Consider the following 26,976-nt stretch of genomic DNA (forward strand, 5'->3'; position numbering starts at 1 on the left):
AGGTAAGCATTACCTAACTAGGTAGCCCCACCCTCGAGGCGGCAAGCGCACAGCTCACAGCGGTAGGGTTAAGGTGTGCCTAACCTAAGGATGGTGGCCGTGGAGCCCGACCGGTGACCGCGCGCAGAAGGCTGCGCCCAGCCCTGCTCGTCATGCTGCTCGCCGCCGCGCTCACCGGTCTGTGTCTGCTCTCGATCGGGCTCGGTGCCGTGGACATCCCCCCGGACGAGGTCGTCCGGGCGCTCTTCGGACACCCCTCCAGCCATCTCGTCGACAACATCGTCTGGACCGTCCGCGTCCCGCGTACCGTCCTCGGGCTCACCGCGGGCGCCGCGCTCGGCCTGTCCGGCGCGCTCATGCAGGCCCTCACCCGCAACCCGCTCGCCGACCCCGGCATCCTGGGCGTCAGCGCGGGCGCGTCCTTCGGGATCGTCGTCGCCATCGCCCTGTTCGGGCTGGGGTCGCTGCACGGCTACGTCTGGTTCGCATTCGCGGGCGCCCTCGCCACCAGCGTGCTGGTCTTCCTGCTCGGCAGGATGGGACGCTCCGGCGCGACGCCGGTGAAACTCGCGCTGGCCGGAGTCGCGGTCACCTTCCTGCTGTTCTCCCTGACCAACGCGATCGTCCTCACCGATCCCGACGCCCTGGACCGCTACCGCTTCTGGTCCGCCGGCACCCTCGCCGACCAGGACGGCGCCGTCGTCCGCAGCATCCTGCCGTTCCTCCTGATCGGCGCGCTGCTGGCACTCGCCACCACTCCGGCGCTCAACAGCCTGGCCCTGGGCGACGACGTGGCCGCCTCGCTCGGCCGGCGGCTCGGGCTGATACGCCTGCAGGGCGTCCTCGCGGTCATGCTGCTGACCGGGGCCTCGGTCGCCGTCATCGGCCCCGTGGTCTTCCTCGGCCTGGTGGTGCCGCACGTCGCCCGGGTGCTCGCCCAGTACGCGGGCATCGGCCCCGACCACCGCTGGCTGCTGCCGCTGTCGGCGGCGCTGGCGCCGTGCCTGCTGCTCACCGCGGACATCCTCGGCCGGGTCGTCGCGCGGCCCACCGAGATCCAGGCGGGCGTCCTCGTCGCCTTCATCGGCGGCCCGTTCTTCATCGCCCTGGTGCGCCGGCGCAAGCTCGCGGAGGTCTGAGCGTGACCGTCCTCGCCCCCCTCCGCGGCCGCCGGCCGTACCGGCTCGCGGCCCCGCCGGTCTCGGGTGTGCTGCGGCCCCGGCTGGTCGCGCTCTGCGCCGCCCTCACCGTCGGGGTGTTCCTGCTCTTCTGCTGGGGCGTGTCCCTCGGCGACTACCCGATCGGCCTCGCCGACGTCGTCAAGGCCCTCACCGGCGCCGGCGACCCCGGAACGGTCCTGGTCGTCCGGGAGTTGCGGCTGCCGCGCGCGCTCACCGGGCTGCTCGTCGGCATCGCCTTCGGCATCTCCGGCGCGCTGTACCAGACGATGACCCGCAACCCGCTGGCCAGCCCCGACATGATCGGCCTCACCGAGGGCGCCGGCACCGCCGTGGTCGCCGGCATCGTGCTCGGCTGGGACGGCGGTCTGGGCACCCAGGGCCTCGGGCTGCTCGGCGCGCTGGTCACCGCGCTCCTGGTGTACGCACTGGCCTGGAAGGGCGGCGCCACCGGCTACCGCATCATCCTGGTCGGCATCGGCGTCTCCTGGATCTGCACCAGCGCCACCGACTACCTCGTCGCCCGCGGCGAGCGGTTCGAGGCGCAGGCCGCCCTCGGCTGGCTGGTCGGCAACCTCAACGGCCGCACCTGGGACCAGGTGACGATGCTCGCCGCCGCCATGGTCGTGCTCGTGCCGCTCGCCCTCGGCATGGGCCGGTGGATGCGCACCCTGCAACTCGGCGACGACGTGGCCGCGGGGCTCGGCACCCCGGTACAACCGGTACGCCTCGCCCTGCTGCTGATCGGCGTCGGGCTGATCGCCTTCGGCACGGCCGCGGCCGGCCCGGTCGCCTTCGTGGCCCTGGCCGCCCCGCAGATCGCCCAGCGGATGGCGGGCACGGCGTACCCGCCGCTGCTCACCTCCGGGCTGACCGGGGCCCTGGTCGTGCTGGGCTCCGACCTCATCGCGCGTGAAGCGATCCCCGGCACGGAACTCCCGGTCGGGATCGTCACCGGCGTCATCGGCGCGCCGGTCCTGCTCTGGCTGCTCATCCGCGCCAACCGCGCGGGCTCAGGAGGCTGAATCCATGGCGACCACCGACTCCGCCCCCCAGCCCGCCGAAGGGCCCGAACTGCGGGCGCGCGGCCTGCATCTGGCCTACGACAACCGGCTGGTCGTCGAGGACCTCGACCTCGTCATACCCTCCGGCCGCATCACCGCCATCGTCGGCGCCAACGCCTGCGGCAAGTCCACCCTGCTGCGCGCGCTCGCCCGGCTGCTCGCGCCCCGCCAGGGCGTCGTGGAGCTCGACGGCCGCGCGCTGCGCTCGCTGCCCACGCGGGAACTCGCACAACGCCTGGGCATCCTCCCGCAGACCCCGGTCGCCCCCGAGGGCCTCACCGTCATCGACCTCGTCAGCCGCGGCCGCTCGCCCCACCAGACCTGGTGGCGGCAGTGGTCCAAGGCCGACGAACTGGCCGTCCACGAGGCCCTGGCGGCGACCGACATGACGGAGCTGGCCGACCGCGCGGTCGACGAGCTCTCCGGCGGCCAGCGCCAGCGGGCCTGGATCGCCATGGCCGTCGCCCAGGGCACCCCGGTGCTCCTGCTGGACGAGCCGACCACCTACCTGGACCTCGCCCACCAGATCGACGTCCTGGACCTCGTCACCGACCTCAACCGCCGCGAGCACCGCACCGTGGTGATGGTCCTGCACGACCTCAACCAGGCCTGCCGCTACGCCGACCACGTCATCGCGATGAAGGCCGGACGGATCGCCGCCGAGGGCACACCGACCGAGGTGATCACCGCGGAGACCGTCGAGGACGTCTTCGATCTGCGCTGCCAGGTCACCACCGACCCGGTCAGCGGCACCCCCCTGGTGATCCCCATGGGCCGGCACCACGAGGCGGTCCCCGTCGCCGCCGAGTGACGCCGCGGCGCACGGACCGGGTCCCCGGACAATCGCGGTCGTGACGGAGCCGGCCTCCGCCGGGCCCGCGGAGGCGCCGACGCGCCTTCGGCTTCGTCGCCGAGCGCGACCCCGGCCCGGACCCGCGGGCGAGGGCCCACCGCACTCGCGGCCCGGGGCCGAAGGAGAACCGGGAGCCGGACGACCGTCGAGGGCGGCCCCGGTGGCCGTGCGGGCCGAGTCCGCGGAGGTCGTCTCCACCGTCCCGGCCGCCCTGAAGCCCCACCGCGGGAAGCGGAGCGCCTTCGACCTGCGCGGCGTGCGGGGGCGCCCTACCGTGTTGATACGGGGAACGCACGGGGATCGGAGCCGTCCATGCCTGTCTACCACGTGGTCACCACGCAGAACACCGTCTCGGCACAGCAGAAGGCCGAGTTGGCGGCGGAGATCACGCGTCTCCACTCGGTGATCACCGGGGCGCCCACCTCCTTCGTGCACGTGACGTTCGCCGAACTGCCCGAAGGCAGCGTCTTCACGGATTCGGCTCCCTCACGTCCCCTTCTCATCGAGGCGACCACACGGGCAGGCCACGCGGACAGGGAGAAGACACAGCTGGCCAAGGACATCTCGGCCGCCGGCAGCAGGGTGACCGGCGTCCCGGAGTCGCGCATCCTCGTGATCATCAAGGACAGCCCCGCTCGCTTCGCCGCCGAGGGTGGCCGCATCCTGCCCGAGCCGGGGGACGAAGGCGACTGGATGGCGGCGACCGACTGACCGGCCGCCGGACGCGTCGCCCGGGCGGCTCCTGACGGAGTCTCCGCCCGGAGGACGATGGCCGGCGGTGCCGCACACGACACCCGGGCAGGGGCGTCAGCCACCACAGCACGCCGGCCGCGGCACGGAGTCGGCATCGGCGGGTTCGAGGCGTACTCCGGACCGTTCCGGCGGTTCACCCCGGCCGGCTCCGACCACCGCGGCCACACCGTCCGGACCCGGGCCCTGAACGCCCGGCGCCGGACAGCGCCCATCCGCCCGCCGCCCCTACCCGACGCCACGGCGAGCGAGGCACCCGCCGGGGCAAACGGGCACGGACGGGCGCGGGCGACCGCGGCCCGGCCACCCGGCGAGGCCGCGAGGTCGCCGCGCTACCCCGGCAGGACGGTCGTCCCGCCGCCCGTGGCGCCCCCGGACAGCGCGCGCAGCAGGGCGTGCGGCGCGCGGCCGTCCAGGACGCGGGCCGTGCGCACACCCGCACGGACGGCCCGCAGGCAGCTCTCCATCTTCGGCACCATGCCGCCGCCGAGCGACGGCAGCATCGCCTCCAGTTCGGCCGCGGTGAGCCGGTCCAGGACCCGCTCGCGGCGCGGCCAGTCGGCGTAGAGCCCGGGCACGTCGGTGAGGACGAGCAGCGTCTCGGCGTCCAGCGCGGCGGCCAGGGCCCCGGCCGCCGCGTCCGCGTTGACGTTGTAGATCTGGCCGTCCGTGCCGCGGCCGAGCGAGGAGACCACCGGGATGTGACCGTGGGCCAGCAGGACGTCCACGGCCGCCGTGTTGACCTCCGTCACCTCGCCGACGAGGCCGATGTCGACGATCTCGCCGTCGACCTCCGCGTAGCGGCGCACCGCGGTGAGGGTGTGCGCGTCCTCGCCGGTGAGCCCGACCGCGTACGGGCCGTGCTCGTTGAGGAGGCCCACCAGGTCCCGCTGGACCTTGCCGGCCAGGACCATCCGCGCGACGTCCAGGACCTCGGGCGTGGTGACCCGCAGACCGCCCACGAAGCGCGCCTCGATGCCCACGAGGTCGAGTTGGGCGCTGATCTGCGGGCCGCCGCCGTGCACCACGACGACCCGCACCGCGGCCTCCCGCAGGCGGACGACGTCCTGCGCGAAGGTACGCAGCAGGGAGCCGTCGCCCATGGCGTTGCCGCCCACCTTCACCACGACGGTGCGGCCCCCGAGGTCGCGGAGCGCGGGGAGCGGCCCGGGGCCGGCCAGGGCGGTCGTCACGGCCGGGTCGTCAGGTAGCCGCCCATGGTGCGGAACCAGTCGCCGGCCGCGTACTCCGTGCCGTCGTCCGTCCGGATCGTGCGCACCAGCAGGCCCCGGCGGTGTCCGCCGCGCGCGTCCGCGCCCGCGACGATGACGACGCCGTCGCCCTCGCGGATGAAGATGCGGCCGGGCGTGCCGCCGTACCTGGCCTGCGAGACGGCCGCCGAGACGATTCTGATGCGCTCGCCGCGGTGGTAGGTGAAGGCGTTGGGATACGGGTCGGACTGCGCCCGCACGAGCCGTTCCAGGTCCTCGGCGGGCCAGTTCCAGTCGATGCGGCTGTCCTCGACCGAGCGCTTGTGGAAGAAGCTGGCGCGGGAGCGGTCCTGGGGCGTCCACTCGGCGCGGCCGGAGGCGATCAGGTCCAGGGACTCGCGCACGAGGGGTGCGATCAGGTCGCAGGTGCGGTGGAAGAGGTCGGTGGCGGTGTCGTCGGGGCGCACGGGCTCCGAGCGCTGCAGCAGGATGTCGCCGGCGTCCAGTTCGCCGTCCATGCGGTGGGCGGTGACGCCGACGTGCTCCTCGCCGTTGATGAGCGCCCAGATGATCGGCGAGAAGCCCGCGTAGGCCGGGAGCAGGGAGTCGTGCACGTTGAGCGTGCCGTGCGGCGGCAGGTCGAAGATCTCCGGCGGCAGCCAGGTGCGCCAGTTGTTGGCCACGATGATGTCGGGCGCCGCGTCGCGGATCGCCTGCAGCAGCTCGGCGTCGTCCGGACGGTTGCGCAGCAGCACCGGCACACCGTGCTTATCGGCCAGTTCGGCGACCGAATCGTCCCAGATCTTCTCGTACGCGTGCTCGCTCCTGGGGTGGGTCACGACGAGGACGACCTCGTGATCCGACTCCAGCAGGGCCTGCAGCGTCCGGTGTCCCCAGGTCTGATAACCGAACATGACGACCCGCATGGTGTCTCCCTCTCGATGGCACATTATTGCAAGGTAAGCCTTACCTTATCTAGTATGTGGCGCGCTGAGGGAGGCGATTCAACGGTGACAGCACCGCGCAGTGAGCCGGACACCATCCACGACATCCTGGGAATCGGTTTCGGGCCGTCAAATCTGGCTCTGGCGATAGCCATTGAGGAACACAATGCACAACTTCCCGCCTCCCGGCGGATCAACGCCCACTTCCTGGAGCGCCAGCCACGTTTCGGCTGGCACCGGGGCATGCTCATCGACGACGCGACGATGCAGGTCTCGTTCCTAAAGGACCTGGTCACCATGCGGAACCCGACCAGCGACTTCAGCTTCCTGTGCTACCTGCGGGAACAGGGCAGGCTGGTCGACTTCCTGAACCAGAAGACCCTCTTCCCGCTCCGCGTCGAGTTCCACGACTACTTCGAGTGGGCCGCCGCCCGCGTCGCCCACGTGGTCGACTACTCGTCCGAGGTGATGTCGATCACTCCGGTCCGCGGTGCCGACGGCGAGGTCGACCACCTCGACGTCACCTGCCGCCACCCCGAGGACCCCGAGCGGACCGTCACCCACCGGGCCCGCAACGTCAGCGTGGCCGTCGGGCTGGAGCCGCACCTGCCCCCGGGCACGGAACTCTCGGACCGCGTCTGGCACAACAGCCAGCTGCTGCCCCGGGTCGCCGAACTCTCGGCGACCGGCACCCCAGTGCGCCGGGCCGTCGTCCTCGGCGCCGGACAGAGCGCGGCGGAGGCCGTCGACTTCCTGCACCGCACCTTCCCGGACGCCGAGATCTGCGCGGTGTTCGCCAAGTACGGCTACACGCCGGCCGACGACAGCCCCTTCGCCAACCGGATCTTCGATCCCGAGGCCGTGGACCTGTACTACACCTCCCCGTCCGAGGTGAAGCAGTCCCTGTTCGACTACCACCGCAGCACCAACTACTCGGTGGTCGACATGGACCTCATCGAGGCCCTGTACGCCACCTCCTACCGCGAGAAGGTGCAGGGGCGCGAGCGCCTGCGCTTCCTCAACGTCTCGCGGATCCGCGACGTGAGCCCCGCGGACGGCGGACTCGACGTCACCGTGGAGTTCCTGCCGACGGGCGAGCGGCACACCCTGGAGGCGGACGTCCTGGTGCACGCCACCGGCTACCGCTCCCAGGACGTCGGCACCCTGCTCGGGGAGTCCGCCAAGATCTGCCTGCGCGACGACGGCGACGCCGTCCGCGTCGGGCGCGACCACCGCGTGGAGGTGGCCCCCGAGGTCACCGCGGGCATCTACGTCCAGGGCGGCACCGAGCACACGCACGGGCTGACCTCCACCCTGCTGTCCACCACCGCCATCCGGGCCGGCGAGATCCTCGCCTCGCTCGTCGCCCGCCAGGCCGAGCCGGCCGCGGCCGCCACCGCCGCCGCCCGCCCCTGAGGCACGCGAAGAGGGGGCCGCCGGACGACCGGCGGCCCCCTTCGCTCCATCCGGAGCACCACAGAGCCCTGAAGCACCATCAGGAGACCTCGGTGTACAGAACGCGAGAGTGGGTTCTCGAACACATCCGCCGCGACGCTCTGCGGCACCCGGAGGCGAGCCCGCAGACCCTGGCGGTGCGCCACCGGGTGCCGCAGGCGGTCGTCGCGGAGGCCCTCTCCCTCCCCGTGACCGTCCGCCCCCGCACGCGCCGCACCGGCTCCGTGCTGGAGCCGGTGAAGCAGGCCATCGACCACATGCTGCTGCAGGAGCTGGCCCCAGGGCCGGCACGCCGGTACACCATCGCCGAGATCCTCGAACGGCTCCGCACCGAACAGGACTTCAGCGCCTCGTACTCCACCGTGCGCGACCATGTGCGCCGACGCCGGGCCGCGCTGGCCCTACCGCCGGGTGCGCAGCAGCAGGTGCAGGAAGTACGGGGTGCCGATGACGGCGGTCATCAGGCCGGCGCCCAGCTGCGCCGGGGCGATGACCGTACGGCCGAGGAGATCGGCCGTGCAGACCAGAACGGCGCCGAGGAGGACCGCGACCGGTACGACCCGTACATGCCGGCGACCCACGAGGGCCCGGGCCGCGTGGGGGGCGACCAGCCCGACGAAGCCGATGGTGCCCGCCGCGGCCACGGCGGTGGCGGTCAGCAGCACGCTCGTCACCAGGAAACCGAGCCTGGCCGGTCCGCGGCGCAGCCCGAGCAGGGCGGGAGTGTCGTCGTCGACTGACAGCAGGTCGAGTTCGGTGCGCCGCGCCACCGCCACCACCAGGCCCAGGACGAGGGCCGCCGCGACGGGCACCGCGTCGGGCAGTGTCCGCCCGTAGGTGGAACCGGACAGCCAGGTGAGGGCCTTCGTGGCGTTGAAGGGGTCGGTGAGGACGATCAGCAGGCTGATGAGGGCCGTCGTCGCCGCGGACACGCCGACGCCGACGAGCACCAGCCGGTTCTGCCCGAAGCCGCCCCGCGCCGCCATACCGAAGACGACCACGGCGGTGGTCGCGGCGCCCGCGAACGCGGCACCCGCCACTCCCCACGCCCCCGCGACCGGAACCGTCGTCACGAACAGGACGGCTCCGAGCGCGGCACCGCCGGACACCCCGAGGATGCCCGGCTCCGCGAGCGGGTTGCGGGTGACCGCCTGCACCAGCGTCCCGGACAGCGCGAGCGCGCCACCGGCGAGGAGCGCCGCGGCGACCCGCGGCACCCGGGTGTCGAGGACGAACGCGACCGCCTGACCGGCCCTGCCCTGCGCCCAGTTCGCCACATCACCGAGCAGCAGCTTGGAGTCGCCCAGCAGCACTCCGGCGACGGTCACGCCGATCAGCGCCGCGACGAGGACGGCCGAGGTGACCACGACCGCACCGCGGCCGGGGATGCGCAGCCGGTCCGGCGCGCTCGCGCCGCCGGTGTCGCGCGCCCGCAGCGCCATCACGACCAGGAACACCGCGCCCACAAGGCTGGTGACGACGCCGGTGGGCACCGCCACGGCGGTCTGCGCCGGCACGACCGCGCGCAGCAGGACGTCAGCGCCCAGCACGAGGCCCGCTCCGACCAGGCCCACGACTGGCATGCCCGACCGCGTACGGGCCGGCGTCCGGAAGCGGCGCATGAGGGGCCGTACGAGAGCGGGCGCGCACAGTCCCACGAAGCCGACGGGTCCGGCGAGCGTGACCGACGCGGCCGAGAGCAGCGCCGCGCACACGACGACCGTGATCCGGGTGCCCCGCACGGGGACCCCGAGGCCGCGGGCCGCGTCGTCCCCCAGCGCGAGCGCGTCGACGCGGCGGGCCACCAGCAGGAGTCCGGCCACACCCGCCACGGCGACGGGGGCCATCTGCGCCACGCCGTCGAAGCCGTTCTGGCTGATGCTGCCCTGGCTCCACTGGTAGAGCCCGTTGGTCTGCTGCGGGAAGAGCAGGATCAGCCCCTCGGTGACCGAGGTCAGACCGAGGGTCAGGGCGCTGCCGGCCAGGACGAGGCGTACGGTGCCCGCGCCGAGCCCCGACAGCGACAGGACCGCGGCGGCGGCCAGGAGCCCGCCCAGGAAGGCCACACCGGAGGAGGCGAGCAGCGGCAGCGAGATCCCGGTGACCATGAGCAGGCCCAGCGCCAGATAGGAGCCGGCGTTCACGGCGAGGGTGTCCGGTGCGGCGAGCACATTGCGGCTGACGGCCTGCAGGGCCGCGCCGGCGATGCCGAGTGCGGCGCCGACGAGGAGGCCTGCGGCCATCCGGGGCAGCCGCGAGGCGATCACGACGGACGCGTCGCCGGGATCGGCCCGGCCCGTGAGGGCCTTGCCCACCTCGGCCGGGCCGACGGAGGCGGTGCCCTGGGTGATGTCGACGACCGCGAGGGCGGCGACCAGGAGAACGAGCACGGCCGTCACCGCGGCCGCCCCCGTCCTGGAGGTGACCGTGTGCGGACGGGTGGCGGAGGTCGTTGCGGTGACGGCCATGGGCACTGCTACTTCGTCAGGGCGCCGACGACGGCGTCGACGTACGACTCCATCGACTGCGGACCGCCGAACATCCAGATGCCGTCGGGCAGCCGGTGCACATCGCCCTTCTTCACGAAGGGCAGGGACTTCCAGACCGAGTTGTCGGCGAGGTCGTCGGCGAAGACGTCGCTGCCCTCGCTGTCGCTGCCGATGTAGGCGAACGTGACGTCGCCGAGCTTGGTGAGACCCTCGACATCGGTGGTGGCGAGACCGTAGTCCTTGTCGCCCTCGACGCTCCAGGCGTTCTTCAGGCCGAGCGCCTCGTTGACGCCGCCGATGAGGGAACCGCCGGTGTAGGGGCGGATGGAGACCTGGTTGGAGGCGACGTAGCCGTCGGCGAACGCGATGCCCGCCCCCTTCAGGCCGGCGTCCGCGAGGGTCTTCGCGCCCTCGGCGACCTTGGCGTCGAAGGCCTTCTTCGCCTCGTCCGCCTTAGCCGTGGTGCCGGTGGCCTCGGCTATGAGGTCGAGGTTCTCCTTCATCCGCCCGACCGGGTCGGCGGCGTCGGCGGAGCGCACCTCGAGGACCGGGGCGATCTTCCTGAGCTGCTTGACGGCCGCCGCCGGCAGATCGGTGGTGGCGACGATCAGGTCCGGGGACAGCGAGGCGATGGTGTCCATGCTGGGCTCGCCGCGGGTGCCGATGTCCTTGGGCCGGTTCTTCAGCGGGACGGCGGTGTCCCAGGTCGTGTAGCCCTTGACGTCGGCGACGCCGACCGGGTCCACCCCGAGGGTCACGAGGCTCTCGACGACGTTCCACTCGGTGCCGACGACCTTCTTCGCGGGCCCGTCGAGCGTGACCTTGGCTCCGGTCGCGTCGGTGAGGCTGATGCTCTTGGCGTCCTTGGCGGGGGCGGTGGCGGCCGGCTCGGTGGTGCCGCAGCCGGCCAGGGCGATGGCGGCGGCAGCGGCGGCGGCCGTCACGAAGAGGGGGCGTCTCATGAGGTGGTGCTGAGCCTTTCGTTGCGTACGTGGTGGCGGCCGACGGCGCGGGTGCGCGGCAGGCCGGTCAGGGGGTCGGTGTCGACGTCGACCCGGATGCCGTAGGCATCGGTGAGGAGTCGCGGTGTCAGCACGTCCTCGGGGCGGCCGTCGGCGACGATCCGGCCCGCCCTCAGCAGGGCGATCCGGTCGGCCACGGCGGCCGCCTGGTCCAGGTCGTGCAGGACGACGCCGACGGCGATGCCGTGGTCGTCGGCCAGATCCCGGATCAGGTCCAGCAGTTCGACCTGGTAGCGGAGGTCGAGGTAGGTGGTGGGCTCGTCCAGGAGGAGAACACCGGTCTCCTGGGCGAGGCAGCTCGCGAGCCAGACACGCTGCAGTTGCCCGCCGGAGAGGTGCTCGGCGCCGCGGGCGGCGAGGTCCGCCACCCCCGTCATGGCCAGCGCGCGGTCCACCGCCGCGGGCCCCTCCGGGTCGGGCCGGCCCCACCGGCCCCGGTAGGGGTAGCGGCCGAACTCCACGACGTCCCGCACCGTCAGCCCGCTCGGCGTGGGGCGGCCCTGCGTCAGCAGCGCCACCCGGCGGGAGAACTCACGGGCCGTCAGGGCGAGCCCGTCGGTGGTGCTACCGCCCTCCCCCTCGATCGTCAGCGTGGCGCTGCGGGCCCGCTGCAGGCGGGCCACGGTGCGCAGGAGCGTCGACTTGCCGCTGCCGTTGGGACCCACGAGAGCGGTCACCTCGCCCGGCCGGAGCGTGATGGTCGCGTCGTGCACGACGTCGACTCCGTCGTACGCCACGGTCACCTCGCGGGCCGTCAGCCGGTGACCGCGCACGCCGGAGGCCGCGGCAGTCTCTTCCGTAGAACTCACCAGCGAAGGTTAGCCTAACCTAATCACCGCCCGAACCACCCCCCTCCCCGGCCGGTAAACTTAGGCTAACCTTCCTGCATGGCGAAGACCCCGCGGCTCATGCCGCAGAACCCCAGGATGTTCCGCGCCGAGGTCGTCAGGACCGAGCGGGTCACCCCGTCCCTGCACCGTGTGACCGTCACGGGCGCGGACCTCGCCGACTTCCCGTGGATGGGCTACGACCACTGGTTCCGCCTCTTCATGCAACTTCCCCACCAGGACACCCTGCGGCTGCCCGAGTACTCCGGCGCCCGGTGGTGGCAGCCCTACCTCGCCATCCCGACGGCCGAGCGCCCGCACTACTCGAACTACACCGTGGCCGCCTTCCGCCCCGAAGCCGCCGAGATGGACATCGAGTTCGTCGTGCACCGCGCTCCGGACGGCGAACTCGAGGGCCGCGCGGCGATATGGGCCTGCGGCGCCCGGCCCGGCGACGCGCTGGCCCTCCTCGACCAGGGCGCCATGTTCGACTGCCCGGGGGACGCCTCCGAGGTCCTCGTCGTCGCCGACGAGAGCGGCATGCCCGCCGCCACGGGCATCCTGCGGTCGCTCCCCCGCCACACCACGGGCCGCCTCATCCAGGAGATCCCCACCCCCGACGACCGGCGTGACCTCGACGCACCCGCCGGGATCGCCGTCACCTGGGTCGTCCGCGACGACCCGCACGCCGTCCCCGGCTCCGCCGCGCTCGCCGAACTCCGCAGGCACACACCGGTGGACGCCTCCGGATACGCCTTCGTCGTCGGCGAGCAGAGCCTCGCCACCAAGGGACGCAGGCACCTGCACAAGGCCGGGCTCCCCAAGGACCGGATCACCTTCTCGGGGTTCTGGCGGCACGAAGGGCAACGCGAGACCAACTGACCGCGCCCCGGGCCCTGCAGGCGCCGCCGGGGCACGGCGCGCGGGTGGCGCCTCGCGCACGGAGGGCGCACGACGGGGACAGTTGAGCCCTGTACGCGCTCCCGCATGTGAGGGGAGAATGCGGAGCGCAAGCGATCATGCGGCCGGAGTGCTCCGCCTCCCGCCGCCGACTCCCGGAAGGCGGGTCGACTGCCGTGCTGCTGCATCTGCCCACGTCCGTGACCGAAGCGCAGGAGTGCATGGCCCACGGAGCGGTCCCCGTCGGCGGGGCGACACTCATATGGGCCGCCTGGCAGCGCGACGGTTTTCCCGAGCAGGCCATGTCGCTGCGGAACCTGCCGGAGGCCAACGCGATCGGACCCGGAAGCCTGGGTGCCGCCGTGGTGCTCAACCGGATCGACGACCGCGTACCGGAGGTGCTGCGGCGGGCGGCCGCCGGCGTGGGCACCGGTGCCGTACGCCGAACGGCCACCGTCGGCGGCAACCTCGTCGGCAGCACCCTGCGCTGCCTGCTGCCCGCGGCACTCGTCCTCGACGCCCGCGCCGTCACGCTGGAGACGGACCGGACCTACGAGACCGACCTCGCCGAAGCCGTGGCGAAGCAGCACCTCCTGCTCGGCCTGCGCTGGCGGGAACCGCTGGCGAGCGCCTACCACAAGGCGGCCGGCGACGCGGGCGGCCCCCCGCCACTGGTCGTCGCGACCGCCGTGCACGCCGAGGACGGCGGGCGGCGGCTCCGGGTCGCCGTTCGCGACGGCTACGAGGTGCTGAGCGACAGCACACCGCTGGACACCGACGCCGAACAGGCCCTCCACGCCCTGGAACGGACGGAATTCGGGTCACTCGACCCCGCGGCCCGGGACGTGATCCGCCGGCAGGTCACCGCACTCGCCGGACGCGTCTCCGACTCCTGACATCGCTGGGCCCGGTCCGGGAGGGTACGGCGGCCGAGGTCCTCGCACGATCCGCCGAAGTCTCCCCGACGCATCGGGTATGCACGGGCGTTCCCGGTTGTTGATGTCTGTGAGGGCTCGCGCCGCACCCCGGTGCGAGACCTCGCCCATCCCCCACCGGATCGGAAGAGTCGAGGCAAGAGATGGCTGTCTGCGGGCAATGCGAACACCCGGTGCGCGCCGGCATCACCCCCGCGGGTTCCGGCACCGCGACGGCGGACCCCGGCCGCGGCGGAAGCTGCGATGCCTGCCGGAGCCCGGAAACACCGCAGGCCGGGACCGTGTTCGGCGCGGCCGGGAGCGGGCCGGACGCGGCGCGCATGTGCCTCATCACTCCCGACGGCGTCTCCACCGTCGAATTCGCCCTGGAGCCGTCGGTCGGTCTCCGGTGCACCCGGGAGGAGTGCGCCGCGGCCCTGGCGCTGAACCGGTGGCTGTACGACGCGGACCCGTCCAGGTACTTCGAGCTGCAGGTCGCGTTCCTGCAGTTCGAGTACAACGCCGGTCACGAGTCCTTCGCCACCGACGAGATCCGAACGCTGCGCGCGCTCCTCGCGGAGCAGCGGGGCACCGCGCGGTGGAACGACGCCCTGGCGAGACTGCTCGCCAGGGTGGAGGCGTGCGAGGCGGAGCTCTGACCGTCGGCCCGGAAGGGCGCACGATACGGAGGCGGCGGTCCGCTCGTCGTGAGCGGGAGGTCCCCCCGGCGGCGGGCCGCCTCGCCGTCGTTCCCGGGATCGCGGAATCCCCGGGGCGTGGTGGTCCGCGCCCGCGCGGCGGACAGCGCGACCATCGGCGCGTCCAGGCCCGCTTCGAGGCCGGCGCCCTTGGCGTCGGCGACCGCCTGACCCTGGGAGAGGCGGTTCGCCCGCTCCGCGGCCGACGTGGTGCCCACCGGGCCGATCGCCGTCCTGGCAGGATGGCGGCATGGAACGTGTGCTTGGAATCGGTGGCTACTTCATGCGTGCGGCCGACCCGGCGGCCCTGAACACGTGGTACCGGGACTGCCTGGGCCTGGACGCCGACGAGAACGGTTTGTGGAGTCAGGCGGCCGGGCCGACCGTGTTCGCGACGTTCGAGTCCGAGACCGACTACTTCGGGTCCCGAGCCCAGCGGACCATGCTCAACTTCCGGGTCCGCGACCTGGAGGCGATGCTCGCGCAGTTGCGGGCCAAGGGCGCGGCCGTGGACGAGGAGACGCAGGACATGGAGGGTGTCGGTCGCTTCGGCTGGGTCACCGATCCCGAGGGCAATCGCATCGAACTGTGGCAGCCCGCCTGACCCTGTCCTCACCCGGGCGGTGACATCCCGGCGGAACACCGGGATGCGGAACGCCGGGATGCCGGAGGTCGAGCCGGTCTCGCGGTGGTCTCGCGGTGGTCGCCACCCGGGGGTGCCGGAACACGGTGCCCGGCAGCTGTCTAAGGTCACGTGCATGTCGAGGACCACACCGCCGCGCCCGCTCGATGTCGAGGCGCTCTTCCCGGAGCTGTCGGCCCATCGGGGCACCACCACCCGGCTCCATCCGCGCCCGGGGCGACCGGACGTGGCGACGAGTTCCGTGGGCGGTCCGCTGCTGTGGCCGTCGCAGGAGGCCTGGCCGGTGTGCACCGAGTCCCACGGCCACGCACGGGGCCGACGGCCGGCGGACATCCACCGGCGACGGCAGATCCTGGCAGCCGCATGGCGCCGTGAAACGGACCCCGGCCCCACCGACGAGGAACGACGGTCGCTGGAGGAACTCGACCGGCGGCACCGCGTCGAAGGGGCCGCCGTAACGGATCCCCTGCCGCTGATCGGCCTCGCGCAGCTGTACCGGAAGGACATCCCCGACCTGGCGGCCGGGCCGGACGGCTGCGATCTGCTCCAGGTGTTCTGGTGCCCCTTCGACGCGCACGGCCCGGGAGGCCACGGCATGCTGCTCGACCTGCGCTGGCGCCGGTCCTGGGAGGTCACCCAGGTGCTGACCGAACCGCCGCAGCCACAGGTCGTCGGCTTCGAGGGGTACGTGCCGGAGCCGTGCGTGCTGCATCCGGAACAGGTGGCCACCTACCCGTTCGCCGGCCTCCTCCCGGAGGACCTGTGCGCCAGGATCGACGCCTGGGAGGAGTCCCTGGAGGAGGCGGCCGAGGAATCGGCGGACGAGGACACCGCGGCGGTCGGTTACCAGTACGACCTGTCCATCCCGCCGGGCTGGCGCGTCGGTGGCTTCGCCTCATGGCACACCACCGACCCGGCTCCCATGGACTGTCCCACCTGCACGACACCGATGCACCTGCTGCTGACTGTCGACAGTTCGGAATGGGACGGCGGCAGCGGCAGCTGGACGCCGCTGGAGGAACGCGGCCTGCCGCCGCATCCGCACGCCGCTCCGACCGAGGTCACCGTGGGCCGCTGGGGCGAGCTCAACATCTTCGCCTGCCCCGGGAACCCCGCCCACCCGCACCGCTGGAGCGTCCAGTAGGACTCTCGCGATCGGCGAGCGGCTTCCGCCGCGCGGGTGGTCCCGGCGGTCCGACGGCCCGGCCGGCGTCGTGGAACGCGCGGAGAAGGCCGGGCCCGCGCGGACCGCGGGTCGTCACTCCGCTGCCGTGGTGGTGGCCGAGGCCGAGGTCGTCACGGGGCGGGTGCAGCCGACTTCCGGGGGCTTGGCCATCCGGGTGCGGATGTGGAGGACGTCACCGATGAAGAGGTCGTAGACCAGGACCCCGATCACGCCGCCGATGAGCGGGCCGACGATGGGGATCCAGAAGTAGTCGCTGAAGGCTCCGGGCGACGTGCCGGGCAGGGCGAGTTCACCCCAGCCCATGGCCCAGGCGAAAAGCCCCGTCCAACCGAGAACCCCCTCGCCGCCGCGTTCCCCTCGGGTCGGTCCCGTCCCGGTCCCGGCCGGAGGCTCCGGGCGCACGGCGCGGAAACCGGCCGGTCAGGTCGCGGTGGGGCCCTGGCTCAGGTCGATCCAGTCGCCGTTGCCCGCGGAGCGCAGGCGTCCGGCGAGGCCGGCGTCGTCGAAGGCCCGCTCGATGTCGGACCGGGTCTCGCTGAAGTGCGCCCATCCGTCGCAGTGGGCGGCGACGACCACGGGTGATCCCAGTACGGACGCGGCGGCACCGGCCAGCTGCGCGGTCAGCGTCAGGGGCCGGCCGCGCATCTTCGACGGGACGCGCGCAGCGCCCACGAAGAGGACGGCCACATCGACGGGCGGCATGCGGCGGGCGATCTCGGAGACCACCGCGAGCGAGGCGTTGTCGCCGCTGACGTAGACGGTGGGGAGCCCGTCCCCCGTCAGGACGAAGCCGGTCACCTCGCAGTTCACATGGCCCTGCTCGTCGCGTTCGCCGTCGGCGGGACCGTGCTGGGCGGGTACGGCGTGGACGGTGACGGTGCCACCGGCCGGGCGGGGGAGCTCCACGCTGTCCCAGGGCGCCAGTGCCCGGGCGGGTGCGCCCAGTCGCCGCGCGGCGGCGGGTCCGGTCAGCACCAGAGGCGAACCGAGAGCGAAGGCGCGGCCGCGGATGTCCAGGTTGTCGGGGTGGAGGTCGTGGCTGACGAGGACGGCGTCGACCGGCCCGAGGGCGTCCTCGGTGACGGCGGGCCCCGCGGTCTTGGTGAGGTAGCCGTGGTCGCCCGGGGCGTCGAAGGTGGGGTCAGCCACCAGGCGCAGCCCGCCGATGTCGATCACGGTGGTGGGGCCTCCGAGGACGCTGACCGCGCCGGGGCGGCGGGCGGGGCTGATCCGGTCGTTCATGACGGCACCTTTCCTGTCGGGCTTGCACCGAGGGCCCCTCACCGGGCCCGGGGTGATCTCATCACACGGGCCGGGGCCCGCAGCCTCACTCGCCGGCGGCCGAGCCCGGGCGGAACACGGCGGCCTGTCCGCGGTGGGTTCCGTCGGGGTACGTGAGGTTCCACACGCAGGCGTCCTCGATGCTGAAGATCCGTCCGTCCTTGCGCTGCCGCAGGCCCTGGTATCCGTCGGCGTAGCCGCGTTCGTTCACCGCCGCCAGCAGGGCGTCGCGGTCCTCCTGGGCGTCCGGCGCGGCCGACAGCCGCGAGGGGAGGCCGACGAACTCGTCCCAGGTGTAACCGAAGGACCGCTGCGCGGTGCGGTTGGCGTACACGAACCGCGGGTCGGCCGAGGCGTCGTGGACCAGGAGCCCGAACGGCGCGTGCTCGTAGAGCCATGTGGCCGCTTCGGAGGGGGACGCCCACACCGGAGGGCACAGGCTGACCCCCACCAGGCGGCGGTAGCTGTCGAGGAGGAGGGCGGAGAAATCGGGGTCCCGGCGGAGGCCGTCCCGCCCCGCGGCCGCGGACGGCGTCCGGCCGGTGGGTATGCCGGTCACCGTGCGCGGCCCGGCTCATGGGCGTGGACGGCGGGCAGGCCGTCGTCGTGGGGCAGTTCGGCCACGGTGGAGACCTTTCGCATCGGAGAGTCCGCCCGCCGTGGCGTCCGGACTCCGGATCTCGGCACGTCTGTCGGGCTCGGCGAGGACCGGGACACCGCCTCGTGCGGCGGTGCGCGCCGCGCTCCGCGGCGGTTGCCGCGGAGGCGTCCTTCCGTCGCCCGGCGGGGTTCCGCCCGACGGCCGGGGCCCTCGTCTCGCTGCGACGCGGTCGGAGGGAATCCTCCCGCCGGCAGGCTCGATCGGAGCGCCAGACGACCGGTCGCCTTAGTGGATGCCTGGAGTATACACACAGAAATCGGGCCTCCCCGAGGGCATCTCGCACCGGCACAGGGGGCACTGCCTGAGAGCCTCCCACCCCGTGCCGCGCGCCGGCCGGTCGGCGGGCCCGGAAAGAAGGCCCGGAAAGAAGGCCCGGAAAGAAGGCCCGGAAAGAAGGCCCGGAAAGAAGGCCCGGGCGCTCTCGCGTCCGCGATGAGCGCCCGGGCCTCCCCACCGGCTTCCGTTACTCGTCGATCGCCGCCCCGAACAGCGCGTTGGCGGCCGGCGCGCCGAGACTCGCCCCGTCGTACGTCCACGTTCCCTTGGCGACCAGCCCGGACGGCGACGCGGGGACGACCCATACGAAGCCGTCGTACGTGTTCTCGCCCGGCGCCGCCGCGAGCAGACCGAAGAGGCCGTCAGCGTCGGCGTCGATCAGCCGGATCTGGCCGCCCCAGGCGTCCGAGGCCTCCGCGACGCCGGGGATGCCGGCGGTGTTCTGGTCGAAGCTGCGCGCCCCGGTCGCCGTCAGGCCGCCAGTCCCGCCCCGCAGGGTCCACACCGCGCCGGCGTCGCGAACCGAGCCGATGTCCTCCCCGGGGGCGCCGATGGCGAGGTCGGGGCGGCCGTCGCCGTTGGTGTCACCGGCGGACATCTCGGCGCCCCACCGGTCGCCGGCCTCGGCCACGCCGGGCACCCCCGGCGAGTCCTGCGTCCACGTCTGCGACGGGGTGGGGTCGAGACCCGACAGGTAGACCGAGACGGACCCGCCCAGCGGTGAGCCGTTGCCCGTGTCGCCGATGGCCAGGTCGTCCTGGCCGTCGTGGTTGAAGTCGCCCGAGACGGCCGCGGGGCCGCCCTCGAACGTGCCGCCGTTCCCGAGCTCCTCGACGCCGGGCGCGCCGTGCAGCACCTGGGTGACGCCCACGCCCGGATGGTCGCCGGTGGTCACCCCGGAGATCGCCAGGTCCGCCCAGGAGTCCTCGTTGTAGTTGCCGTGGCTGAGGCTCCGCAGGGCGATGCCGGTGTCCGCCGCGGCCCGGTCCAGGGCCCGGACTCCCCTGCCGGACTGCCGCAGTCGGGGCGCCTCCGCCCCGGGCGTCACCGTGAAGAACAGCAGGGAGTCGTTCTCCAGGACGGCGATGCTGTCGCGCGGGTCGGCGTCCGGAGCGGACGGGTTCGGGGCGAAGTACCGGGCGGCTTCGACGGCCCGCCCGAAGTTCGCACCCGCCCGCGGCTCGTCCGGATCCTCCAGCCAGGTGCTGTCGCCGCCGTGCAGTCCGGTCGGCGAGCCCCAGAAGACGACGGCACCGCCCGCGTCGGACAGCGTGCCCAGATCCTCGCCGGGGATGCCGACGATGGCGTCGTCGTAGCCGTCGTTGTCCAGGTCGCCCGATGCCACGGCGTGCCCGAAGCCGTCGCCGGCCTCGGCGGCGCCGGGAACGCCCGTCGTGTTCTGGTTCAGGACGGTTCTCTTGGTGGTGCTCAGGCCGCGCGGTCCGCTGTACTGCACGGTGACGTACCCGGCGCCCTTGGCTCCGCCCACCGTTGCGCCCGGGGCCCCGATCAGCACGTCGTCGTACCCGTTGCCGTCGAAGTCGCAGTTGTGCTGCTGCCAGCCGATCGACGGAAAGGGAACGCTCGCCCGGGCGGCGGAGGCCGCGAACGCGGAACCGCCGCCGAGGGTGAGGAGTGCCGCGGCCGTGAGGGCCGCGCTCTTGATGTGACGCACAGGAGAGCCTCCTTGGTCTCCTCGGTTGCCCACGGCGTCCCGCTCGGCCGCGTCGATCCCGGTGCGGTCCGTTCTCCCGCCGGGCAACGCCCGATTTGCAGTCACCCAGAAGACACCCGGGGTTCGCCCGGGGTTGTAGTGGCCGTACGACCGGTCCTCCCGGCCAGTGGCCGCCGAACCACGTCACCAAGGCGCGGCCACCGCGGCGCGACGCGCGCGGCCCTCTCCCATCGGGACGTCCCACCAGCCTCTTTGACCGCTTCTTGCCGAAGGGGCACTGGTGCGGGCCCGCCTGCGGGATTCAGGATGATCCTCATGCCCGAATCCACTGCTTTCCACGACCTGGCGGCGTTCCTCGCGCTGCCCCGTGTCTCCTCGCTGGCCCTGTCACCCGACGGAACCCGTCTGGTGACGGTGGTTCAGGAGCTGTCCGCCGACCGCACCCGCTTCATCGGCGCCCTCTGGGAGGTCGACCCGGCCGGGGAGCGCCCGGCCCGGCGGCTCACCCGCTCCGCCCGCGGGGAGTCCGCCCCCGCGTTCCTGCCCGACGGAACCCTGCTCTTCCTGTCCTCCCGCCCGGTCGCCGACCCCGGTGACGGCGAGGACGACCGGCAGGAGGCGGCGCTGTGGAGTCTGCCGGAAGGCGGCGGCGAGGCGTCCCAGCTCCTGGCCAGGCCCGGCGGGATCGGCGAGTACGCGACCTCCGCGGCCTCCGCACGCATCGCCCTGGCGGCCTCCCTGCTGCCCGGTGCCGCGGACGCGGAGCAGGACGAGCGGCTGCGCGAGACGCGCCGGAAGGCCAAGGTCTCGGCGATCCTGCACGAGTCCGTGCCGGTGCGGTACTGGGACCACGACCTGGGCCCCGGCGTCCCGCACGTGTTCACCGTCCCGGACACCGCCGGGGAGCGGCCCGCCGTGGTGGACTGCGGCGCGCGCCGAGCGAGCCTCGACGAGGGGGTCGCGCTCTCCCCCGACGGCTCACTGGTCGCGTACGCGACGGCCGTCGGCACCGTCCCCGACGACATCCGCTCCGTGATCGTGGTCGCGGACGCCGAGACCGGCAAGCCGTTGCGGATGCTGGAGTCCCCCGACGCCGAGTTCGGCGCCCCGGCCTTCACCCCGGACGGCCGCCACCTGGTCTGCGCCCGCCGGCGCCGGATCACCTGGGACGCCCCCGGGGACGTCACGCTGTGGCTGGCGGACGCCACCGACGACGGGGACCCCGGACGCGACCTGCTGCCGGACTTCGGCCAGTGGCCGGGTGCCCCGGTCGTCTCCCCGGTGCCCGCCGAGGACGGCACCGCGGTGGTCTACTTCACCGCCGACGAGGGCGGCCACGGGCCGGTGTTCAGGCTCTCCGCCGGCAGCGGCGAGCTGGTCGCGCTGACCGCCTCCGGTACGTACTCGGACGTGGTCGTCAGCCCGGACGGCGGCACCGTGTACGCGTTGCGCTCCGCCGTGGACAGCCCTCCGGCCCCCGTACGCCTCGACGCCGGCACGCCCGGGCAGCAGCCCGCAACGCTCCCCTGCCCGGGACAGGACACCGCGCTGCCGGGCGGCCTCACCGAGGTGCACACCACCGCCGAGGACGGAACGGCGCTGCGGGCCTGGCTGGTGCTGCCGGACGACGCGAGTGCCGACGCCCCGGCGCCGCTGCTGCTGTGGGTGCACGGCGGCCCGCAGACCAGCTGGAACGCCTGGCACTGGCGCTGGAGCCCGTGGGTGGCGGCGGCCGCGGGCTACGCGGTGCTGCTGCCGGACCCGGCGCTGTCCACCGGCTACGGCCAGCACATGCACGAGCGCGGCTGGGCGCACTGGGGCGGCGCGCCCTACGACGACGTGATGGCGCTGACCGACGCCGCGCTGCGGCGGGACGACCTGGACGCCGACCGCACCGCGATGATGGGCGGCTCCTACGGCGGCTACATGGCCAACTGGATCGCCACCCGCACCGACCGCTTCAAGGCGATCGTCACGCACGCGAGCCTGTGGAACATGTACAGCTTCGCGCAGGTCACCGATTTCCCCGGCTACTGGATGCGGCGGCAGGGCGACCCGCTGGTGCGCACCGAGCGGTACGAGCTCGAGTCCCCGCATCTGCGGGCCGCGAAGATCACCACGCCGATGCTGGTGATCCACGGCGACAAGGACTACCGCGTGCCGATCGGCGAGGGCCTGGCCCTCTGGAACGACCTGGCCCGGTTCCAGGTCCCGGCGAAGTTCCTGTACTTCCCCGACGAGGGGCACTGGATCCTCAAGCCCAACAACGTCCGCCTGTGGTACGCGACGGTGCTGGCCTTCCTCGCCCACCACGTGCGAGGCGAGGAGTGGCAGCGCCCCGACCTCGTCTGACGCCCGCCCGTCGCCTGGGCCCGGTACGGACCGGGCCCAGGCGGCGGCGTGCCGCGCGGTCTCCGTCGGCCGGGGTGCGGGGTTCCTGTCCGGAAGCGCTCGAGGCGGCCCAGGGCGCCGGGACGTGCGCCCCCGCCGCGACCGCGCCCATCGGTGTCCGACGCACTCGGACGGGCCATCACATCGGCGATGATGCAATGCAGTTGGGCTCCGGCCGCGCTGGTGCGGAGGCCGATCCATGCGCCCGGCCAGGGCGACAGCCCGCCGGTGACGACGGCGGCGACGGCGGGGGCCGTCCGGATGGGCACGGGTCCGGGGTGCGTGCGCAAGATGGCCCACCAGGCGTCCCGGACATCGCGGACGGCTTCGGTCAGGCGCGCGTGCCAGGTGGCCCGTCCCGCCCGGACCACCCCCGTCCTGCTCGGCCGGCTCCCGCGCGGCCGCACCCCTCGAAGCCGTGCCGCAGCACGGACGGCTCACGGCACCCGTCCCGCGCCGGCCCTCCCGCCGGGCGCCGGCACCGCGTCCCCCATGCATGCCCCCGGAGAGCGGGACCGAACCGGCGCCCTCGCCGGACGCCCGTTGCACGGCCGCGGAGTTCGCCGCATCGCGGACGCACCAAGGCCCGTCGACACCCGGAGGCACCGATAGTGACGGAACGTCAGAGAGTCCGCCGTCCGAAAGTCACACCAACACCCTTGACACCACCAGCGACTTGCCCCCCTACTAGCCCTTGCATAGCGAACTTGACAACGTTGTCTAGGCGCAGAAAGGGTGCTCGCCCATGCAGCAGAGAGCTGCCCGGCACAGATGGGGTTCCTCGGCGGTCGTGTTGGCGACCGCCTTCGCGCTCGCCGCGGCCACGCAGCAAGCGGCGGTCGCGGCGCCCGAACCGAAGGCGCACGCCGACACCTTCGCGTCGTCCTTCGAGGCGGGCGAACCGGCGCCCGACTGGCGCAACACGGTCGACACCGCGGCGGACGGGTCCAAGCGGGCGGCGGGCGTGGACGGTGGCTACAGCACCGGCATACCCGGCAACCTCAACGACCACGTCACGGACGTCCGCGCCAACGGCGAGTACACGGACTCCGGCGAGGTCAAGGAGAACCTCGTCGATGCCGAGCCGGGGACCAAGTGGCTGGTCTTCCAGCCCACCGGCTGGGTGGAGTTCGACCTCGACGACCCCGCGAAGGTGGTCACCTACGCGCTGACCTCCGCCAACGACGCCGCCGAACGCGACCCGCGGGACTGGACCCTGCAGGGCTCCACCGACGGCAAGGACTGGAAGACGATCGACACCCGCTCGGGAGAGTCCTTCTCCGAGCGCTTCCAGACGAAGTCGTACGACCTCGCGGAACCCGCCGAATACCAGCACTTCCGGATCGACATCACCAAGAACAACGGCTCCTCGGGCATCACCCAGCTCGCCGACCTCCAGTTCTCGACGGGCGCGACGGGCGACCCCGTACCGCAGGACATGCTCTCGCTCGTCGACCGCGGCCCGAGCGGCTCGCCGACCGCGAAGTCGGGCGCCGGCTTCACCGGCACGCGGGCGCTGCGCTACGCCGGCCGCCACACCGCGGACGGCCGCGCCTACTCGTACAACAAGGTCTTCGACGTCGATGTGGCCGTCAAGCGGGACACCGCGCTGTCGTACCGGATCTATCCGTCGATGGCGGACGGTGACCGGGACTACGACGCCACGAACGTCTCCGTGGACCTGGCCTTCACCGACGGCACGTACCTCAGCGGCCTCCACCCCACCGACCAGCACGGGTTCGCGCTCACCCCGCAGGGCCAGGGCGCGGCCAAGGTGCTCTACGTCAACCAGTGGAACGACGTCGTCTCGCGGATCGGCTCGGTCGCGGCGGGCAAGACCGTCGACCGCATCCTGGTCGCGTACGACTCCCCCAAGGGCCCGGCGAAGTTCCGCGGCTGGCTGGACGACGTGTCGCTGAAGCCCGTCGCGCCGGAGAAGCCCAAGGCGCACCCGTCCGACTACGCGCTGACGACCCGCGGCACCAACTCCAGCGGCAGCTTCTCGCGCGGCAACAACTTCCCGGCCACGGCCGTGCCGCACGGCTTCAACTTCTGGACGCCGGTGACCAACGCGGGCACGCTGAACTGGCTGTACGACTACGCCAAGGCGAACAACGCGGACAACCTGCCGACGATCCAGGCGTTCAGCGCGAGCCACGAGCCCAGCCCCTGGATGGGCGACCGGCAGACCTTCCAGGTGATGCCCTCCGCCGCGTCCGGCACCCCGGACACCGCGCGGGGCGCCCGCGCCCTGGCCTTCCGCCACGAGAACGAGACCGCCCGCCCCTACTACTACGGCGTGCGGTTCGAGAACGGCCTGAAGACGGAGATGGCGCCGACGGACCACGCGGCGGTGCTCCGCTTCACCTACCCCGGTGACGACGCGAGTGTGCTGTTCGACAACGTCACCGAGCAGGCGGGGCTGACCCTCGACAAGGAGAACGGGATCGTCACCGGCTACTCCGACGTGAAGTCGGGGCTGTCCGCCGGCGCGACCCGGCTCTTCGTGTACGGCGAGTTCGACGCGCCGGTCACGGAGGGCACGTCGAGCGGCGTGAAGGGCTACCTGCGCTTCGACGCGGGCGAGGACCGCGCCGTCTCCCTGCGGCTGGCCACGTCCCTGATCAGCCTCGACCAGGCGAAGGACAACCTGCGCCAGGAGATCCCGGACGGCACCTCGTTCGAGACGGTGAAGAAGCGCGCGCAGAAGCAGTGGGACAAGCTGCTCGGCCGCGTCGAGGTCGAAGGGGCGACCCCGGACCAGCTGACGACGCTCTACTCCAGCCTGTACCGGCTGTACCTGTACCCCAACTCGGGCTTCGAGAAGGTCGGCGGCAAGGACCAGTACGCGTCCCCCTTCTCCCCGATGCCCGGCCCCGACACCCCGACGCACACCGGCGCCAAGATCGTGGACGGCAAGGTCTACGTCAACAACGGCTTCTGGGACACCTACCGGACGACGTGGCCCGCGTACTCCTTCCTCACCCCGAGCCAGGCCGGTGAGATGGTCGACGGGTTCGTGCAGCAGTACAAGGACGGCGGCTGGACCTCCCGCTGGTCCTCGCCCGGCTACGCGGACCTGATGACGGGCACCTCCTCGGACGTGGCGTTCGCCGACGCCTACGTCAAGGGCGTGGACTTCGACGCCGAGGCGGCGTACGACGCGGCCGTGAAGAACGCGACGGTCGTCCCGCCGCAGTCGGGCGTGGGCCGCAAGGGCATGACCACCTCGCCCTTCCTCGGCTACACGAGCACCGACACCCACGAGGGCCTGTCGTGGGCGCTGGAGGGCTACCTCAACGACTACGGCATCGCGAAGATGGGCCAGGCCCTCTACGAGAAGACGGGCAAGAAGCGCTACAAGGAGGAGTCCGCGTACTTCCTCAACCGCGCCCAGGACTACGTCAACCTCTTCGACACCAAGGCCGGCTTCTTCCAGGGGCGTGACGCCAAGGGCGACTGGCGGGTGGACTCCGCGAAGTACGACCCGCGGGTGTGGGGTTACGACTACACCGAGACCAACGGCTGGGGCTACGCCTTCACCGCCCCGCAGGACAGCCGCGGCCTGGCGAACCTGTACGGCGGCCGCAGCGGGCTCGCCGAGAAGCTCGACGAGTACTTCGCGACCCCGGAGACGGCCTCGCCGGAGTTCGTGGGCTCGTACGGCGGCGTCATCCACGAGATGACGGAGGCCCGGGACGTGCGGATGGGCATGTACGGGCACTCCAACCAGGTCGCGCACCACGTGACGTACATGTACGACGCGGCCGGCCGCCCCTGGGAGACGCAGAAGAACGTCCGCGAGGTGCTCTCCCGCCTCTACACCGGCAGCGACATCGGCCAGGGCTACCACGGCGACGAGGACAACGGCGAGCAGTCGGCCTGGTTCCTCTTCTCCTCGCTCGGCTTCTACCCGCTGGTGATGGGCAGCGGCGAGTACGCCATCGGCTCCCCGCTGTTCACCAAGGCGACCGTCCACCTGGAGAACGGCAAGGACCTGGTGGTCAAGGCGCCGAAGAACAGCACGCGGAACGTGTACGTGCAGGGGCTCAAGGTCAACGGCCGCTCCTGGAAGTCGACCACGCTGCCGCACTCGCTCATCGCCAAGGGCGGCGTGCTGGAGTTCGACATGGGGCCGAAGCCTTCGGCCTGGGGCACGGGCAAGGACGCCGCGCCGGTGTCGATCACCCAGGACGACGAGGTGCCCGCGCCCCGCGCGGACGCCGTCAAGGGTGAGGGCGCGCTGTTCGACAACACCTCGGCGACCGACGCGGCCGTCACGACGGTGGACCTGCCGGTCGGCGACCGCACCAAGGCCGTCCAGTACACGCTGACCTCGTCGTCGGACCGCGCCAAGGCGCCCACCGGCTGGACACTCCAGGGCTCCTCGGACGGCACGACCTGGAAGACGCTCGACAAGCGCTCCGGTGAGTCCTTCACCTGGGACCGCCAGACCCGGGCCTTCTCCATCGCGTCGCCGGGCGGATACGCGAAGTACCGCCTGGTCCTGGACGCCGAGTCGACCCTGGCGGAGGTGGAGTTGCTGGCCTGAGCCGTA

Annotated in this window: 20 protein-coding genes and 1 pseudogene; 12 read left to right on the top strand and 9 right to left on the bottom strand. The window is 72.8% G+C overall.

What is annotated here, in order from left to right:
• The first annotated feature begins 113 nt into the window (after positions 1-113).
• The 4 genes from AB0F62_RS05355 to AB0F62_RS05370 all read left to right on the top strand — a co-directional run bounded on the left by AB0F62_RS05355 (position 114) and on the right by AB0F62_RS05370 (position 3,806).
• Entirely contained in the window at positions 114-1,139 is a 1,026-nt protein-coding gene (locus AB0F62_RS05355) for an iron ABC transporter permease (protein ID WP_361792391.1), read from the top strand.
• 2 nt (positions 1,140-1,141) lie between these two features.
• Complete coding sequence (locus AB0F62_RS05360) at positions 1,142-2,203, top strand: iron chelate uptake ABC transporter family permease subunit (protein ID WP_361792393.1); 1,062 nt, start codon at positions 1,142-1,144, stop codon at positions 2,201-2,203.
• A gap of 4 nt (positions 2,204-2,207) precedes the next feature.
• Positions 2,208-3,053, top strand: coding sequence for an ABC transporter ATP-binding protein (locus AB0F62_RS05365; RefSeq protein WP_361792395.1), 846 nt, complete (start codon positions 2,208-2,210; stop codon positions 3,051-3,053).
• Positions 3,054-3,407: 354 nt separating this feature from the next.
• Entirely contained in the window at positions 3,408-3,806 is a 399-nt protein-coding gene (locus AB0F62_RS05370) for a tautomerase family protein (protein WP_361792397.1), read from the top strand.
• A gap of 371 nt (positions 3,807-4,177) precedes the next feature.
• Here AB0F62_RS05370 and argB read toward each other — a convergent pair whose 3' ends face one another.
• Both argB and AB0F62_RS05380 read right to left on the bottom strand, forming a co-directional pair.
• A complete protein-coding gene (argB, locus tag AB0F62_RS05375) occupies positions 4,178-5,038 on the bottom strand; it encodes an acetylglutamate kinase (RefSeq protein ID WP_361792399.1) in 861 nt (286 codons plus the stop codon).
• On the bottom strand, positions 5,035-5,982 hold the full coding sequence (locus AB0F62_RS05380) for a methionyl-tRNA formyltransferase (RefSeq protein ID WP_361792401.1): 948 nt from the start codon (positions 5,980-5,982) through the stop codon (positions 5,035-5,037). Before AB0F62_RS05380 ends, argB begins: the two co-directional genes overlap by 4 nt.
• A gap of 84 nt (positions 5,983-6,066) precedes the next feature.
• Between AB0F62_RS05380 and AB0F62_RS05385 the strand changes: the two genes are divergently transcribed.
• The gene (locus AB0F62_RS05385) at positions 6,067-7,416 is read left to right on the top strand and encodes a lysine N(6)-hydroxylase/L-ornithine N(5)-oxygenase family protein (RefSeq protein WP_361792403.1); all 1,350 of its coding nucleotides are present in this window, start codon (positions 6,067-6,069) and stop codon (positions 7,414-7,416) included.
• Between the two features lie 440 nt (positions 7,417-7,856).
• Here AB0F62_RS05385 and AB0F62_RS05390 read toward each other — a convergent pair whose 3' ends face one another.
• The 3 genes from AB0F62_RS05390 to AB0F62_RS05400 are packed head-to-tail and all read right to left on the bottom strand — an operon-like array spanning position 7,857 to position 11,775.
• Positions 7,857-9,923, bottom strand: coding sequence for an iron ABC transporter permease (locus tag AB0F62_RS05390; RefSeq protein ID WP_361792405.1), 2,067 nt, complete (start codon positions 9,921-9,923; stop codon positions 7,857-7,859).
• Between the two features lie 8 nt (positions 9,924-9,931).
• Positions 9,932-10,906, bottom strand: coding sequence for an iron-siderophore ABC transporter substrate-binding protein (locus AB0F62_RS05395; RefSeq protein WP_361792407.1), 975 nt, complete (start codon positions 10,904-10,906; stop codon positions 9,932-9,934).
• Entirely contained in the window at positions 10,903-11,775 is an 873-nt protein-coding gene (locus AB0F62_RS05400) for an ABC transporter ATP-binding protein (protein ID WP_361792409.1), read from the bottom strand. Before AB0F62_RS05400 ends, AB0F62_RS05395 begins: the two co-directional genes overlap by 4 nt.
• A 78-nt stretch (positions 11,776-11,853) precedes the next feature.
• Between AB0F62_RS05400 and AB0F62_RS05405 the strand changes: the two genes are divergently transcribed.
• The 5 genes from AB0F62_RS05405 to AB0F62_RS05425 all read left to right on the top strand — a co-directional run bounded on the left by AB0F62_RS05405 (position 11,854) and on the right by AB0F62_RS05425 (position 16,092).
• Complete coding sequence (locus AB0F62_RS05405; RefSeq protein ID WP_361792411.1) at positions 11,854-12,675, top strand: siderophore-interacting protein; 822 nt, start codon at positions 11,854-11,856, stop codon at positions 12,673-12,675.
• A gap of 194 nt (positions 12,676-12,869) precedes the next feature.
• A complete protein-coding gene (locus AB0F62_RS05410; protein WP_361792413.1) occupies positions 12,870-13,589 on the top strand; it encodes an FAD binding domain-containing protein in 720 nt (239 codons plus the stop codon).
• Between the two features lie 359 nt (positions 13,590-13,948).
• Positions 13,949-14,266 carry a hypothetical protein gene (locus AB0F62_RS05415; RefSeq protein WP_361792415.1) on the top strand — a complete coding sequence of 106 codons (318 nt, stop codon included), beginning with the start codon at positions 13,949-13,951 and terminating at the stop codon, positions 14,264-14,266.
• A gap of 289 nt (positions 14,267-14,555) precedes the next feature.
• Positions 14,556-14,909: a VOC family protein gene (locus AB0F62_RS05420; RefSeq protein WP_361792417.1), complete on the top strand. Its 354-nt coding sequence runs from the start codon at positions 14,556-14,558 to the stop codon at positions 14,907-14,909.
• A 154-nt stretch (positions 14,910-15,063) separates the two neighbouring features.
• Positions 15,064-16,092 carry a hypothetical protein gene (locus AB0F62_RS05425; protein WP_361792419.1) on the top strand — a complete coding sequence of 343 codons (1,029 nt, stop codon included), beginning with the start codon at positions 15,064-15,066 and terminating at the stop codon, positions 16,090-16,092.
• 114 nt (positions 16,093-16,206) lie between these two features.
• Here AB0F62_RS05425 and AB0F62_RS05430 read toward each other — a convergent pair.
• The 4 genes and pseudogenes from AB0F62_RS05430 to AB0F62_RS05445 form a co-directional block, all read right to left on the bottom strand.
• Positions 16,207-16,452, bottom strand: a pseudogene (locus AB0F62_RS05430) (hypothetical protein); the annotation flags it as partial.
• A gap of 102 nt (positions 16,453-16,554) precedes the next feature.
• The gene (locus AB0F62_RS05435) at positions 16,555-17,376 is read right to left on the bottom strand and encodes an MBL fold metallo-hydrolase (RefSeq protein ID WP_361792421.1); all 822 of its coding nucleotides are present in this window, start codon (positions 17,374-17,376) and stop codon (positions 16,555-16,557) included.
• An 85-nt stretch (positions 17,377-17,461) separates the two neighbouring features.
• Positions 17,462-17,974, bottom strand: coding sequence for an MEKHLA domain-containing protein (locus tag AB0F62_RS05440; protein ID WP_361792423.1), 513 nt, complete (start codon positions 17,972-17,974; stop codon positions 17,462-17,464).
• A 565-nt stretch (positions 17,975-18,539) separates the two neighbouring features.
• On the bottom strand, positions 18,540-20,027 hold the full coding sequence (locus AB0F62_RS05445) for an esterase (protein WP_361792425.1): 1,488 nt from the start codon (positions 20,025-20,027) through the stop codon (positions 18,540-18,542).
• Positions 20,028-20,342: 315 nt separating this feature from the next.
• On the opposite strand from AB0F62_RS05445, the gene AB0F62_RS05450 reads away from it, so the two are divergent.
• Both AB0F62_RS05450 and AB0F62_RS05455 read left to right on the top strand, forming a co-directional pair.
• Entirely contained in the window at positions 20,343-22,379 is a 2,037-nt protein-coding gene (locus AB0F62_RS05450; RefSeq protein ID WP_361792427.1) for a S9 family peptidase, read from the top strand.
• A 784-nt stretch (positions 22,380-23,163) separates the two neighbouring features.
• The gene (locus AB0F62_RS05455; RefSeq protein ID WP_361792429.1) at positions 23,164-26,970 is read left to right on the top strand and encodes a GH92 family glycosyl hydrolase; all 3,807 of its coding nucleotides are present in this window, start codon (positions 23,164-23,166) and stop codon (positions 26,968-26,970) included.
• Positions 26,971-26,976 lie beyond the last annotated feature (6 nt).

It is taken from the genome of Streptomyces sp. NPDC026673, from assembly GCF_040638135.1.
In the GTDB taxonomy this organism is placed as follows: domain Bacteria; phylum Actinomycetota; class Actinomycetes; order Streptomycetales; family Streptomycetaceae; genus Actinacidiphila.